We start from the raw sequence: 14641 nt of genomic DNA, 5'->3' as shown, positions 1-14641 counted from the left end.
CATTATGGTAGCTACCAAAAGCAAAAAACGCCACGGCTTAGCGTGGCGTTAGTTTGCGTTTTACACCAAATTACGAACGTTTCATCATATCGAAGAAGTCGTCATTGGTTTTTGTCATGGCAAGTTTGTTGATGAGGAATTCCATCGCATCAATTTCACCCATCGGATGAATGATTTTACGCAGGATCCACATCTTCTGCAGTTCTTCCGACGTGGTCAGCAGCTCTTCTTTACGGGTACCAGAGCGGTTGTAGTCGATGGCAGGGAAGACACGTTTCTCAGCGATTTTACGTGCCAGATGCAATTCCATGTTGCCGGTACCTTTAAATTCTTCATAGATAACTTCATCCATTTTAGAACCGGTATCGACCAGCGCGGTAGCGATGATGGTCAGGCTGCCGCCCTCTTCCACGTTACGTGCTGCACCGAAGAAACGTTTTGGACGGTGTAAGGCGTTGGCATCCACACCACCGGTCAGAACTTTGCCTGATGACGGAACCACGGTGTTGTATGCACGCGCCAGACGGGTAATGGAGTCCAGCAGGATGATAACGTCTTTCTTGTGCTCAACCAGGCGTTTGGCTTTTTCGATGACCATTTCAGCCACCTGAACGTGGCGGGATGCCGGCTCATCAAAGGTAGAAGCAATAACTTCACCTTTAACCAGACGCTGCATCTCAGTCACTTCTTCCGGACGCTCGTCAATCAGCAGAACCATCAGCACACAGTCAGGATGGTTGTACGCAATGCTGGTGGCGATGTTTTGCAGCAGCATGGTTTTACCCGCTTTCGGCGGAGCAACAATCAGACCACGTTGACCACGGCCAATCGGAGAGGCCAGATCCAGTACACGCGCGGTTAAATCTTCTGTTGAACCATTACCACGTTCCATACGCAGACGTGAATTTGCATGCAGAGGGGTTAAGTTTTCGAACAGGATTTTGTTGCGGGCGTTTTCAGGTTTGTCGTAGTTAACTTCGTTAACTTTCAACAGGGCAAAATAGCGTTCACCTTCTTTCGGTGGGCGGATTTTACCGGAAATAGTGTCGCCAGTGCGAAGGTTGAAGCGGCGAATTTGGCTTGGAGATACGTAGATGTCGTCGGGGCCTGCGAGGTAGGAACTGTCTCCGGAGCGGAGGAAACCAAATCCATCCTGCAATATCTCCAGTACGCCATCACCGAAGATGTCTTCTCCGCTTTTCGCATGCTGCTTCAATATTGAAAAGATTATGTCTTGCTTGCGCATGCGGGCCTGGTTTTCCAGCCCCATATTTTCGCCGAGTGCAATCAGATCAGAGACCGGCGTATTCTTTAATTCGGTAAGATTCATAATGGTGGGTTCTTAAACTCGGGGTATGTCTCGAACATCTGTCGTGAATGGGTATGGCAGGGTCATCCATGCCTGTTTGTTGTATGACACTTCAAATCACAGCTTTGAAATCCAGCCGCAGGCAGACGCTCACGGGCGATATTCTTGAGGGGCAAACTGATATTGAAGGTGTCTTAAAGCCGATTTTGTTAAAACCGTTAGATGGTCAAGCACAGTGCCAGTTCAATTTAATTATTATTCAAAGAAACTTATAGGCAGATGTTTTTGACACAACAGAGTAAAACGTAAGAATCAAACTACAGGTAAGCTCTATTTGCAGTAAACGTAAACTTAGCATGCTTCTTGACAGGCGTCTAGCGGACAATGTGAAAAACACGGCAGCCCGCTAAACACCTGGCTTGGGTCATCCCGACCGACTACAGATTAGCTGTTAAGAACTCTTTCAGCTGACCTTTCGACAGTGCGCCAACTTTAGTTGCTGCGACTTCGCCGCCTTTAAATAACAGCAGGGTAGGAATACCACGGATGCCGTATTTAGGTGCAGTACCTGGGTTTTCGTCGATGTTCAGCTTCGCGATGGTCAGCTTGCCTTCGAACTCAGTGGCAATTTCATCCAGAATCGGAGCGATCATTTTACAAGGACCACACCACTCTGCCCAGAAATCGACCAGCACCAGCCCTTCGGCTTTCAATACGTCGTTGTCGAAACTGTCATCGGTCAGGTGAATAATTTTATCGCTCATGTTTACTCCAAAGGATTATCTTTACCTTGTTGATGTAGCATTAACCAACAGTAGGTTGACTTTATTTCACCGGATACGCTTTCGTAAAGCAATAGTTAGCTGATATTCTACCACACTATGAGCAAAACACACTTGACCGAACAGAAGTTTTCCGACTTCGCCCTGCACCCGCTGGCAGTTGAAGCCCTTGAAAAGAAAGGGTTCCATTACTGTACGCCTATTCAGGCATTGGCATTGCCGATCACGCTCGCTGGGCGTGATGTTGCAGGTCAGGCGCAAACCGGTACCGGCAAGACGCTGGCATTTTTAGCGTCTACTTTCCATTATCTGCTTTCTCACCCTGCTGCGGAAGGTCGTCAGACCAACCAGCCGCGTGCCTTGATCATGGCACCTACGCGTGAACTCGCGGTGCAAATCCACTCCGACGCCGAAGCATTATCTGAATCTACCGGGCTGAAATTAGGTCTGGCCTACGGCGGCGACGGTTACGACAAACAGCTTAAAGTGCTGGAAAGCGGCGTGGACATCCTGATCGGAACCACCGGCCGTTTAATCGATTACACCAAACAGAACCACGTCGACCTGGGCGCGATCCAAGTAGTGGTGCTGGATGAAGCAGACCGTATGTTCGATCTGGGCTTCATCAAAGATATCCGCTGGATCTTCCGCCGGATGCCACCTGCGACTCAACGCCTCAACATGCTGTTCTCAGCAACCCTTTCCTATCGTGTGAAAGAACTGGCGTTCGAAAACATGAATAATGCCGAGTCGATTGAGATCGAACCGGAGCAAAAGACCGGTCACCGCATTCAGGAAGAACTGTTCTATCCTTCAAATGAAGAAAAAATGCGCCTGTTACAGACGCTTATTGAAGAAGAATGGCCAGACCGCTGCATCATTTTTGCAAATACTAAGCACCGTTGCGAAGACGTCTGGGGCCATCTGGCTGCCGACGGCCATCGCGTAGGTTTGCTGACGGGCGATGTCCCACAGAAGAAGCGTCTGCGCGTTCTGGAAGACTTCACCAAAGGCACACTGGATATTCTGGTTGCAACTGACGTTGCTGCCCGTGGTTTGCACATTCCGGCCGTGACGCACGTCTTTAACTATGACCTGCCTGACGACTGTGAAGACTACGTTCACCGTATTGGCCGTACAGGCCGTGCTGGCCTGAGTGGTCACTCGATCAGTCTGGCCTGTGAAGAATATGCGCTGAACCTGACGGCAATCGAAAACTACACCGGCCACAGCATTCCGGTCAGCAAATACAGCAGCGAAGCACTGTTAGCTGATTTGCCTGCGCCGAAACGTCTGGCTCGGGCACGCACCGGCAACGGTCCGCGTCGTAACAGTAATTCGTCGTCGCGTCGCAGCAGTGCACCACGTAGCAACCGTAAACGTCCGGGCTGATAACCTATGCTAAGCTCCACCTCACTGTATGCAGCAATTGATCTGGGCTCTAACAGCTTTCACATGCTGGTTGTTCGTGAGGTGGCAGGCAGTATCCAGACCCTCGCCAGAATTAAACGCAAAGTGCGTCTGGCTGCCGGTCTGGATAAGCAAAACCTGCTTTCTCAGGAAGCCATGCAACGTGGCTGGCAATGCCTGAAGCTGTTTTCCGAAAGATTGCAGGACATTCCCCGCGAACAAATCCGTGTCGTTGCAACCGCAACGCTGCGGCTTGCCAGCAATGCCGATGAATTTTTGGGTAAAGCCCAGGAAATCCTGGGTTGCCCGATTCAGGTCATCGCTGGTGAAGAAGAAGCCCGCCTGATTTATCACGGCGTTGCCCATACCACGGGCGGCCCGGATAAACGTCTGGTGGTTGATATTGGCGGCGGCAGCACGGAGCTGGTCACCGGTATCGGTGCACAAGCCACCACGCTTTTCAGCCTTTCAATGGGCTGTGTGACCTGGCTGGAACGCTATTTTACTGACCGAAATCTCGCAAAAGAAAACTTCGATCAGGCCGAACAGGCCGCGATCGACATGATCCTTCCGGTTGCGCCTCAGCTGATCGCCAATGGCTGGCAGATTTGTGTCGGTGCTTCCGGCACCGTTCAGGCACTGCAGGAAATCATGGTCGCTCAGGGTATGGATGAGCGTATTACGCTGCCGAAACTTCAACAGCTCAAACAACGCGCGATTCAGTGCGGAAAACTGGAAGAGCTGGAAATTGAAGGCCTGACGCTTGAACGCGCGCTGGTTTTCCCAAGCGGCCTGTCGATTCTCATCGCCATTTTCAAAACCCTGAATATCGAAACCATGACGCTGGCCGGTGGCGCACTGCGTGAAGGTCTGGTTTACGGCATGCTGCATCTGCCGATTGAACAAGATATTCGCCAGCGCACATTGCGTAATCTGCAACGCCGCTATCTGCTTGATAATGAACAGGCGCAGCGTGTGGCACAGCTTGCAGAGAACTTCTCGTTGCAGGTGGCGCAGGAATGGAAGCTCGATGCCCGCGCCCGTGAGCTGCTTAACAGCGCCTGTCTGATCCACGAAATCGGGCTGAGCGTTGACTTCAAAAAAGCGCCACAGCACGCAGCCTATCTGATCCGTCATTTAGACTTGCCGGGCTTTACGCCGGCGCAGAAAAAACTGCTGGCGACGCTGTTGCAAAACCAGAATGGAATGCTCGATTTACCGTTGCTCAATGAGCAAAACGCCTTGCCGCCGCGTCAGGCACAACGTCTTTGTCGTATTCTCCGGCTCGCCATTATCTTTGCCAGCCGCCGCCGTGACGACACGTTGCCCGCCGTACGTTTACGGGCAAATGACGATGAACTGAACGTGATTGTCCCGCAAGGCTGGCTTGCTCAGCATCCGCTGCGGGCAGAAGAGCTGGAACAGGAAAGCCACTGGCAAAGTTATGTCCACTGGCCGCTGTTCGTCGAAGAACAGCTCTGATTTTTCGCATAAAATACGTTACCGACCGAGGCAGGGCTTATCCCCTGCCTTTTCTTTGTCTGTCAGTTTCCGCCTTTGGCTTTCGCCAGCTGCTCGCGGATTTTCTCCAGATGGCTCTGCCCTTTCACCATCCGTTCCTGCGCACTGACGACTTTCCTCTCACTTTCCCAGGCTAAATCATCCTGCGGCAACTCCATCAAAAAGCGGCTGGGTTCAGGGCGAATTAATTCGCCGTACTGACGGCGTTCGCGGCAAAGCGTAAACGTCAGTTCTTTTTGGGCGCGGGTAATACCCACATACGCCAGACGGCGTTCTTCATCGACATTGTCTTCATCGATGCTGCTCTGGTGCGGCAACAAGCCTTCTTCCATGCCGACCAGAAACACATACGGGAATTCCAGCCCTTTCGAGGCGTGCAGCGTCATCAACTGAACCTGATCCAGTTCTTCATCGTTTTCACCGCGTTCCATCATGTCGCGCAGCGTAAATCGGGTGACCACCTGCGTGAGGGTCATTGGCTCATCCAGATCGGTGCCTTCGAGCATTTCAGTCATCCAGCTGAAAAGCTGATTGACGTTTTTCATGCGCATTTCTGCCGCTTTCGGACTCGGCGAGGTTTCGAACAACCAGCTTTCGTAATCGATGCCGTGGATCAGATCCCGTACCGCCGCGACCGGTTCGCGTTCGACCCGCTCAGAAAGAGTGCCCATCCAGTGCGTGAACCGTTGCAGTGATTCCAGGCCGCGCCCGGTCAGATACTGACTCAATCCCATATCGAAGCTGGCTTTGAACAAACCTTTATTGCGCTGATTCGCCCATTCACCCAGCTTTTGCAGCGTCGCGGCACCGATTTCACGGCGCGGTGTATTTACGATACGCAGGAATGCGCTGTCGTCGTCAGGGTTGGTCAGGACGCGCAGATAGGCCAGCAAATCTTTAATCTCAGGTCGCGAGAAGAACGATGTGCCACCGGAAATGCGGTACGGAATGCGGTTCTGCATCAGCATTTTTTCAAACAGGCGCGACTGGTGATTACCGCGGTACAAAATCGCGTAATTACCATAGCCGGTCTTGTTGATAAAGTGGTGCGCAATCAGCTCGCCAACCACGCGCTCGGCTTCGTGATCTTCATTGTTGGCGGTCACCACTTTCAGCGTCTCGCCGTAACCCAGTTCAGAGAAAAGCCGCTTCTCGAACACATGCGGGTTGTTGGCGATCAGGATGTTGGCCGCTTTCAGAATGCGCTGCGAGGAACGGTAGTTCTGCTCGAGCTTAACCACCTGCAACTGCGGGAAATCTTCTTTCAGCAGCACCAGGTTTTGTGGACGCGCGCCGCGCCAGGAGTAAATGGACTGATCGTCGTCGCCAACCACGGTAAAACGCGCGCGGTTGCCGACCAGCAGTTTCACCATCATGTACTGACTGGTGTTGGTGTCCTGATATTCATCGACCAGCAGATAGCGCAGTTTGTTCTGCCAGCGCTCGCGCACTTCTTCATTCTTCTGCAACAGCAGCGTCGGCAGCAGGATCAGGTCATCGAAGTCGAGAATATTACAGGCGCGCATATGGTCATGATAAAGCCCGTAGCAGTGCGCGAAGATCTGATCGCGCTCCGATCGCGCAAGGCCCGCCGCATGGGACGGATCAACCAGATCGTTCTTCCAGTTTGAGATCGTCGAGATCAGCTGTTGCAACAGCGTTTTGTCATTTTCCAGCCACTTCTCGCTCAGCTCTTTGAGAAGAGCCAGCTGGTCCTGATCGTCGAACAAGGAGAAATTGGATTTCATGCCCAGCGCGGCAAATTCGCGCTTGATGATTTCCAGCCCCAGCGTATGGAAAGTTGCGATCAGCAAGCCGCGCGATTCTTTTCGCCCAAGGGTTTGCGCCACACGCTCTTTCATCTCGCGCGCCGCTTTATTGGTGAAGGTCACGGCCGCAATGTGGCGGGCCTGATAGCCGCACTCGCGGATCAGGTGTGCGATTTTATTGGTAATCACCCTGGTTTTGCCGGAGCCAGCACCCGCCAGAACCAGGCAGGGCCCGGTGACGAATTCGACGGCATGTTGTTGGCTGGGGTTTAATCGCATGGCGTATTTTTGCTCACCTGATGGACAAGGACGGCGATTGTAGCAGAAACGTCGCCTGAGATTGACAGCCTTTACGGTGCAATTTGTGATGTCTGGAATGCAGGCCGGAGTCCACTTACGGCGTTGCAGATGTTACATTACGCCCTTGGAAACACTCTCGCATAAAAGGTCTCAATCATGGCAAAAACTGCTGCAGCAATGCATATCCTTGTTAAGGAAGAAGCACAGGCGCTCGATCTTCTGGAACAGCTGAAGAACGGTGGCGATTTCGAAAAGCTGGCGAAAAAACACTCTACCTGTCCGTCAGGCAAAAAAGGCGGCCATTTAGGTGAATTCAAGCAAGGCGCAATGGTGCCCGCTTTCGATAAAGTGGTTTTCTCTGCGCCGCTGATCGAGCCACAAGGCCCGCTGCATACCCAGTTCGGCTATCACATCATTAAGATCCTGTACCGCAACTGAGTTTCCGTTCCGGCGCAGTAACAAAAAGAAAGGGCACCGCATTTTCATGCAGTGCCCTTTTTATTTATCTTCCGAAAACCCTAAACAACTCGGGTAAGAAGGGTATCAGCTCGCTACTGCGATGCGTTTCATATCAGTCATATAGCCACGCAATGTGCGGCCGATTGACTCGATTGGGTGGTTGCGGATAGCTTCGTTAACATCGCGCAGCTGCGCGTTATCAACCTGAGTTTCTGCAACCGATTTACCCAAATCACCCGCCTGCAGGGTGGTCATAAATTCTTTCAGCAACGGTACTGCAGCGTTTGCAAACAGGTAGTTACCGTATTCTGCGGTATCAGAGATAACCACGTTCATTTCGTACAGACGCTTACGCGCAACGGTGTTGGCGATCAGCGGCAGTTCGTGCAGTGATTCGTAGTAAGCAGATTCTTCGATGATGCCGGAAGCCACCATGGTTTCGAAGGCCAGCTCAACGCCCGCTTTCACCATCGCAATCATCACAACGCCGTGGTCGAAGTATTCCTGCTCAGAAATTTTACCGTCAAACTGTGGTGCATTTTCGAACGCGGTTGCGCCCGTTTCTTCACGCCAGGTCAGCAGGTTTTTGTCGTCGTTCGCCCAGTCAGCCATCATGCCGCTCGAGAATTCGCCGGAGATGATGTCGTCCATGTGTTTCTGGAACAGCGGCGCCATGATCTCTTTCAATTGTTCAGACAACGCGTAAGCACGCAGTTTCGCCGGGTTGGACAAACGATCCATCATCAGCGTGATGCCGCCTTGTTTCAGCGCTTCGGTGATGGTTTCCCAACCGAATTGCAGCAGTTTTTCTGCGTACGCTTCATCCACACCTTCAGCAACCAGTTTGTCGAAGCACAACAGGGAACCGGCCTGCAACATACCGCACAGGATAGTCTGCTCGCCCATCAGGTCAGATTTTACTTCTGCAACGAAGGAAGATTGCAGAACGCCTGCACGGTGGCCGCCCGTTGCTGCAGCCCAGGCTTTAGCAATTGCCATGCCTTCGCCTTTCGGGTCATTTTCCGGGTGAACGGCGATCAACGTCGGAACACCGAAACCACGTTTGTATTCTTCGCGAACTTCAGTACCCGGACATTTTGGCGCAACCATCACGACGGTGATGTCTTTACGGATTTGCTCGCCCACTTCAACGATGTTGAAGCCGTGTGAGTAACCCAGGGTTGCGCCGTCTTTCATCAGAGGCTGAACCGCTTTAACCACAGCGCTGTGCTGTTTGTCTGGCGTCAGGTTAACCACCAGATCGGCCTGTGGGATCAGTTCTTCGTAGGTGCCGACTTTGAAGCCGTTTTCGGTCGCTTTACGCCATGAAGCACGCTTCTCAGCAATTGCTTCTGCACGCAGGGTGTAGGAAACATCCAGACCGGAATCACGCATGTTCAGGCCCTGGTTCAGGCCCTGTGCGCCACAGCCTACAATCACCACTTTTTTACCTTTGAGGTAGCTGGCTTCGTCCGCGAATTCATCGCGACCCATGAAGCGGCATTTGCCCAGTTGTGCCAGCTGCTGACGCAGGTTCAGTGTGTTGAAATAGTTAGCCATGTCTTGCTCCGTTCTATCGAGGTAAGTGCTGTTATTTTTTGTTTCACCGGTGAGCCGGTGAACGCCGTGAATTCACTATATGTCATGCGACACATTGCTTAAATTGATATATTACGAAGATGACGTTGCAAAAAATGCAATATACTTCGTTTGACCTTTGCTTCACTAAAAAGCCGGGACCTCTTTATGGATTTGCGTGATCTGAAACTGTTCTTACATCTGGCGGAAAGCCGCCATTTTGGCCGTTCGTCGAAGGCGATGCATGTCAGCCCGTCAACGCTGTCGCGCCAGATCCAGCGGCTGGAAGAAGAACTCGGCCAGCCGTTATTTCAGCGTGATAACCGCACCGTGCAACTGACCAGCGCGGGCGAACAGCTCAAAACGTTTGCCCAGCAAACGCTGCTGAGTTACCAGCAACTACGCAGCGGGCTGGATCAGCATGGCCCGACGCTCAGTGGCGAGCTGCGACTGTTCTGCTCGGTCACCGCCGCGTATAGCCATCTGCCCCCTATTCTTGACCGCTTCCGCGCGCAACATCCGCTGGTCGAAATCAAACTGACCACCGGCGACGCCGCCGATGCGGTCGAAAAAGTCCAGTCCACCGAAGCAGACCTGGGGATTGCAGGCCGCCCGGAAAGTTTGCCGGGCAGCGTGGATTTCACGCAGATCGGCGAAATCCCGATGATCCTGATTTCCCCGTCTCTGCCGGGCGCGGTGCGAACGCAAGTCAGCGTGCCACATCCCGACTGGTCGCAAATTCCGTTTATCCTTCCGGAACACGGCCCGGCGCGAAAACGTATCGACATCTGGTTCAAACATAACCGTCTGAGCAATCCGCTGATTTACGCCACGGTGTCCGGCCACGAAGCGATTGTGTCGATGGTCGCGCTCGGTTGTGGCATCGCGCTCATTCCGTCGGTCGTTGTCGATAACAGCCCGGAACCGGTGCGCAACCGTATTTCTATTCTGGATAACGTCACGCTCGGCGCGCCGCTGGAACTGGGCGTCTGCGTGCAGAAAAAACGCCTGAACGAACCGCTGATCGAAGCGTTCTGGCAATTGTTATAACCCGCGTTCACGACAAATTGATGGCAAAGAAAAAGGGCCCGTTCGGGCCCTTCGGTTTTTAGCCCGCCAGGAAGAAGCGGAACGCAGGATTATCACTTTCGTTATGACAGTCATAACCCAGCGCCGTCAGGTTTTTCTCGAACTCCGGCTCTTCTTCATTCAGCTCAAACGCGGCCAGCACGCGACCAAAATCGGTGCCGTGGCTGCGATAATGGAACAGCGAAATATTCCAGTGCGTGCCCAGCGTATGCAGGAATTTCAGCAACGCGCCCGGTGATTCCGGGAACTCGAAACTGTAAAGCCGCTCGCGCAGTGGCTTGGTTGGACGCCCGCCCACCATGTAGCGCACATGCAGTTTCGCCATTTCATCATCAGATAAATCCACGACCTGATAACCGTCGTGATTCAGCTCGGCGATGATTTCCTGCCGTTCTGCGTGGCCTCGCGTGAGACGCACACCCACGAAAATGCAGGCGTTGTCCGCGTCGGCGTAACGGTAGTTGAATTCCGTTACTGAACGGCCACCGAGCAACTGGCAGAATTTCAGGAAGCTGCCTTTGCGTTCAGGAATGGTCACCGCCAGCAGGGCTTCGCGTTGTTCGCCCAGCTCGCAGCGCTCAGACACATAACGCAGGCCATGGAAATTCACGTTCGCGCCGGAAAGAATATGCGCCAGACGTTCGCCCTTGATGTTGTGCTGCTGCACGTATTTCTTCATGCCCGCCAGCGCCAGCGCCCCGGAAGGCTCGGCGATGGCGCGAACATCTTCGAACAAATCTTTGACCGCCGCGCAGATTGAATCGCTGTCGACGGTGATCACGTCATCAAGATATTCACGGCACAGGCGGAAGGTTTCGTTACCGATACGCTTCACGGCCACGCCTTCGGCGAAAAGCCCGACACGCGCCAGATCAACCGGTTCACCGGCATCCAATGCCGCCCGCAGACAGGCTGAATCTTCGGCTTCGACGCCAATCACTTTGATTTGCGGCATCAGTTGTTTGATTAATACAGCGACACCAGCGGCCAGGCCGCCACCGCCGACCGGCACGAATACGCGGTCGAGATGTGCATCCTGTTGCAGCAACTCCATCGCCAGCGTGCCTTGTCCGGCGATCACCGCAGGATGATCAAACGGCGGCACAAAGGTCATGCCCTGCTGCTGTGAAAGCTCGATGGCTTTGCCTTTGGCTTCGTCGAAATTCGCGCCAAACAACAGCACTTCGCCACCGAAATGACGCACCGCATCGACTTTGATATCCGCCGTGGCAACCGGCATGACAATCAGAGATTTAATGCCCTTTTTGGTCGCTGACAGCGCAACGCCCTGCGCATGATTACCGGCTGACGCCGTGATCACACCCCGCGCAGCCTGTTCTTCCGTCAGGCTGGCAATCATGGAATACGCGCCGCGCAGTTTAAAACTGTGAACAGCCTGGCGGTCTTCCCTCTTCACCAGAACAGTGTTACCCAACCGGGAAGAGATCTTTTCCATGACCTGCAAAGGCGTAACCTGTGCGACTTCATAAACCGGCGCACGCAGCACGGCGCGCAGATATTCTGCGCCACACGGCTGGTCGGGCAGAGGTTGTGATACCGCCATGACCGTTAGCCTCCCAGCTTAGACTTGTCGCGAACAGCACCTTTGTCAGCACTGGTCGCCAGCAATGCGTAAGCACGCAGCGCATAAGACACCACACGTTCACGGTTTTTCGGCGTCCAGGCTTTGTCGCCACGCGCCAGTTCGGCTTCGTGACGGGCTGCCAGTTCGGCCGCAGGAACGTCGAGCACCATGCTGCGGTTAGGGATGTCGATGTCGATCATGTCGCCATCTTCCACCAGTGCAATCAGGCCGCCGCTGCCCGCTTCCGGAGAAACGTGACCGATAGACAGACCTGACGTACCGCCGGAGAAACGACCGTCAGTGATCAGCGCACACTCTTTGCCCAGCCCCATGGATTTCAGATAGGTGGTCGGATACAGCATTTCCTGCATACCCGGCCCGCCTTTCGGCCCTTCGTAGCGGATCACCACCACGTCACCGGAAACCACTTTGCCGCCGAGGATCGCGCTCACGGCGTCGTCCTGGCTTTCGTAGACTTTGGCCGGACCACGGAACACCAGGTTGGATTTATCCACGCCTGCGGTTTTAACAATACTGCCCGCTTCGGCGATGTTGCCGTAAAGCACGGCCAGACCGCCGTCTTTGCTGAACGCATGTTCCAGCGAGCGGATGCAACCGTCAGCACGATCATCATCGAGCGTATCCCAGCGACAATCTTGTGAGAAAGCCTGCGTGGTACGGATACCTGCCGGGCCCGCGCGGAACATTTTTTTCACGGCTTCATCCTGCGTCAGCATGATGTCGTATTTTTCCAGCGTCTGGCTCAGGTTCAGGTTTAGGATGTTTTTCACATCACGGTTCAGCAGGTTAGCGCGATCCAACTCGCCCAGAATCGCCAGTACACCACCGGCGCGGTGTACGTCTTCCATGTGATATTTCTGGGTACTCGGCGCGACTTTACACAGGTGCGGCACCTTGCGTGACAGACGGTCGATGTCTGTCATATCAAAATCAATTCCGCCTTCCTGCGCGGCAGCCAGCAGGTGAAGAACGGTGTTTGTGGAACCGCCCATGGCGATATCCAGCGTCATGGCGTTTTCGAATGCGGCTTTGCTGGCGATGTTACGTGGCAATGCGCTTTCATCATCTTTTTCGTAATAGCGTTTGGTCAGTTCAACGATACGGCGACCGGCATTGAGGAACAAATCGCGGCGGTCAGCGTGAGTCGCCAGCAATGAGCCGTTACCCGGCTGAGACAGGCCCAGCGCTTCGGTCAGACAGTTCATGGAGTTGGCGGTGAACATCCCGGAACAGGACCCGCATGTCGGACAGGCTGAACGTTCGATTTGTTCGCTGTCGGCGTCGCTGACGTTCGGGTTTGCGCCCTGAATCATCGCATCGACCAGATCGAGTTTGATGATTTTATCGGACAGCTTGGTTTTCCCGGCTTCCATCGGGCCGCCGGAAACGAAGATCACCGGAATGTTCAGGCGCAGGGACGCCATTAACATCCCCGGAGTGATTTTGTCGCAGTTGGAAATACATACCATGGCGTCGGCGCAGTGTGCGTTCACCATGTATTCCACGGAGTCTGCAATCAGCTCGCGTGAAGGCAGTGAATACAGCATACCGCCATGACCCATGGCGATCCCGTCATCCACGGCAATGGTGTTGAACTCTTTGGCAACGCCACCGGAAGCTTCGATTTGCTCGGCAACCAGTTTGCCCAGATCACGCAGATGGACGTGGCCCGGAACGAACTGAGTAAAGGAGTTCACAACGGCAATAATGGGCTTACCGAAATCATCATCGGTCATGCCAGTGGCACGCCATAAAGCGCGGGCGCCAGCCATGTTGCGGCCATGTGTCGTGGTATGGGAACGGTACTTAGGCATGCTCTATTCACTCCAAATCATTTCTGTTTAGCAGGCGACGATGACGTCGCCTGCATATTTCTTGTTCTTTAGATTACTGCGGGTTGATTGGATCCAGCCAACCCCATTTGTCTTCGGTTTTGCCGGTAAACAGACCGAAGAACGCATCCTGGATTTGTTTGGTGACCGGACCACGTTTGCCGATGCCGACCTGAATACCGTCAACGCTGCGAACTGGCGTGATTTCTGCGGCCGTACCGGACATGAAGACTTCGTCAGCCAGATACAGAGATTCGCGGGACAGAACTTGCTCGCGAACTTCAAGGCCCATGTCTTTCGCCAGTTTAATAATCGCGTCGCGGGTGATGCCCGGCAGTGCTGAAGAGGTGAACGGAGGCGTGAACAGAATGCCCTCTTTCACTTCGAACAGGTTTTCGCCAGCGCCTTCAGATACGTAGCCGTGAATGTCCAGCGCGATACCTTCCTGATAACCGTGCCGGCGTGCTTCGCTGCCTACCAGCAGGGAGGACAGGTAGTTACCGCCAGCTTTCGCCGCCGTCGGGATGGTGTTGGCAGCAACGCGGTTCCATGAGGAAACCATGGCGTCGATACCCTGCTCCAGCGCTTCTTCGCCCAGATACGCACCCCAAGGGAAAGCGGCAATGATTACGTCAGTTTTGTAGCCATCCGGCGGGTTTACGCCCATACCGACATCGCCAACGAAGACCAGCGGACGAATATACGCGCTGACCAGATTGTTTTTACGCAGGGTCTCGCGGCAGGCTTCCATCAGTTCATCAACACTTTGGGAAACCGGCATACGGTAGATTTTTGCGGAATCGCGCAGACGCTGCATGTGTTCACGGTGACGGAAGACGACTGGCCCTTTATGGGAGTCGTAGCAACGCACGCCTTCGAAGACGGAGGTGCCGTAATGCAATGCGTGTGACATGACGTGTACTTTCGCTTCTGCCCACGGAACCATCTCGCCATTGAACCAAATGTAATCAGCTTTCTTCGTCATT

12 protein-coding genes are annotated in these 14641 nt (G+C 53.7%); 5 read left to right on the top strand and 7 right to left on the bottom strand.

The annotated features are described in order from the left end of the window. Positions 1-70: 70 nt before the first annotated feature. Positions 71-1330 carry a transcription termination factor Rho gene (gene rho, locus BV494_RS17750; RefSeq protein WP_104924033.1) on the bottom strand — a complete coding sequence of 420 codons (1260 nt, stop codon included), beginning with the start codon at positions 1328-1330 and terminating at the stop codon, positions 71-73. A 53-nt stretch (positions 1331-1383) separates the two neighbouring features. On the opposite strand from rho, the gene BV494_RS25890 reads away from it, so the two are divergent. Beyond that, a complete protein-coding gene (locus tag BV494_RS25890; RefSeq protein WP_192938026.1) occupies positions 1384-1584 on the top strand; it encodes a hypothetical protein in 201 nt (66 codons plus the stop codon). 162 nt (positions 1585-1746) lie between these two features. Here the strand turns inward: BV494_RS25890 and trxA are convergent, their stop codons facing one another. Further along, positions 1747-2073 (bottom strand): thioredoxin TrxA, encoded by a 327-nt coding sequence (gene trxA, locus BV494_RS17745; RefSeq protein WP_013577537.1) that lies wholly within the window; start codon positions 2071-2073, stop codon positions 1747-1749. A 117-nt stretch (positions 2074-2190) separates the two neighbouring features. Here trxA and rhlB point away from each other — a divergent pair, with 117 nt between their 5' ends. Beyond that, the gene (gene rhlB / locus BV494_RS17740) at positions 2191-3483 is read left to right on the top strand and encodes an ATP-dependent RNA helicase RhlB (RefSeq protein ID WP_104924032.1); all 1293 of its coding nucleotides are present in this window, start codon (positions 2191-2193) and stop codon (positions 3481-3483) included. Positions 3484-3489: 6 nt separating this feature from the next. Beyond that, the gene (gene gppA, locus BV494_RS17735; RefSeq protein ID WP_104924031.1) at positions 3490-4983 is read left to right on the top strand and encodes a guanosine-5'-triphosphate,3'-diphosphate diphosphatase; all 1494 of its coding nucleotides are present in this window, start codon (positions 3490-3492) and stop codon (positions 4981-4983) included. Positions 4984-5045: 62 nt separating this feature from the next. On the opposite strand, the gene rep is transcribed toward gppA, so the two are convergent. After that, positions 5046-7070, bottom strand: a complete 2025-nt coding sequence (gene rep, locus BV494_RS17730) for a DNA helicase Rep (RefSeq protein ID WP_104924030.1) — start codon at positions 7068-7070, stop codon at positions 5046-5048. Between the two features lie 177 nt (positions 7071-7247). Between rep and ppiC the strand changes: the two genes are divergently transcribed. Then, complete coding sequence (ppiC, locus tag BV494_RS17725) at positions 7248-7529, top strand: peptidylprolyl isomerase PpiC (protein ID WP_015690589.1); 282 nt, start codon at positions 7248-7250, stop codon at positions 7527-7529. A gap of 105 nt (positions 7530-7634) precedes the next feature. Here the strand turns inward: ppiC and ilvC are convergent, their stop codons facing one another. Next, positions 7635-9110 carry a ketol-acid reductoisomerase gene (gene ilvC / locus BV494_RS17720; protein WP_104924029.1) on the bottom strand — a complete coding sequence of 492 codons (1476 nt, stop codon included), beginning with the start codon at positions 9108-9110 and terminating at the stop codon, positions 7635-7637. Positions 9111-9296: 186 nt separating this feature from the next. On the opposite strand from ilvC, the gene ilvY reads away from it, so the two are divergent. Beyond that, positions 9297-10178, top strand: coding sequence for an HTH-type transcriptional activator IlvY (ilvY, locus tag BV494_RS17715; protein WP_104924028.1), 882 nt, complete (start codon positions 9297-9299; stop codon positions 10176-10178). A 58-nt stretch (positions 10179-10236) separates the two neighbouring features. Here the strand turns inward: ilvY and ilvA are convergent, their stop codons facing one another. From ilvA to BV494_RS17700, 3 genes are all read right to left on the bottom strand, one after another. Next, positions 10237-11781 (bottom strand): threonine ammonia-lyase, biosynthetic, encoded by a 1545-nt coding sequence (gene ilvA / locus BV494_RS17710; protein WP_104924027.1) that lies wholly within the window; start codon positions 11779-11781, stop codon positions 10237-10239. 5 nt (positions 11782-11786) lie between these two features. Next, the gene (gene ilvD / locus BV494_RS17705; protein WP_104924026.1) at positions 11787-13637 is read right to left on the bottom strand and encodes a dihydroxy-acid dehydratase; all 1851 of its coding nucleotides are present in this window, start codon (positions 13635-13637) and stop codon (positions 11787-11789) included. Between the two features lie 73 nt (positions 13638-13710). Beyond that, complete coding sequence (locus BV494_RS17700) at positions 13711-14640, bottom strand: branched-chain amino acid transaminase (RefSeq protein WP_104924025.1); 930 nt, start codon at positions 14638-14640, stop codon at positions 13711-13713. Between the last annotated feature and the right edge of the window lies 1 nt (position 14641).

This window comes from Rahnella sikkimica (genome assembly GCF_002951615.1).
GTDB lineage: Bacteria > Pseudomonadota > Gammaproteobacteria > Enterobacterales > Enterobacteriaceae > Rahnella > Rahnella sikkimica.
Note: the sequence above shows the minus strand (reverse complement) of the source record. Positions and strands in the feature narration are given on the sequence as shown.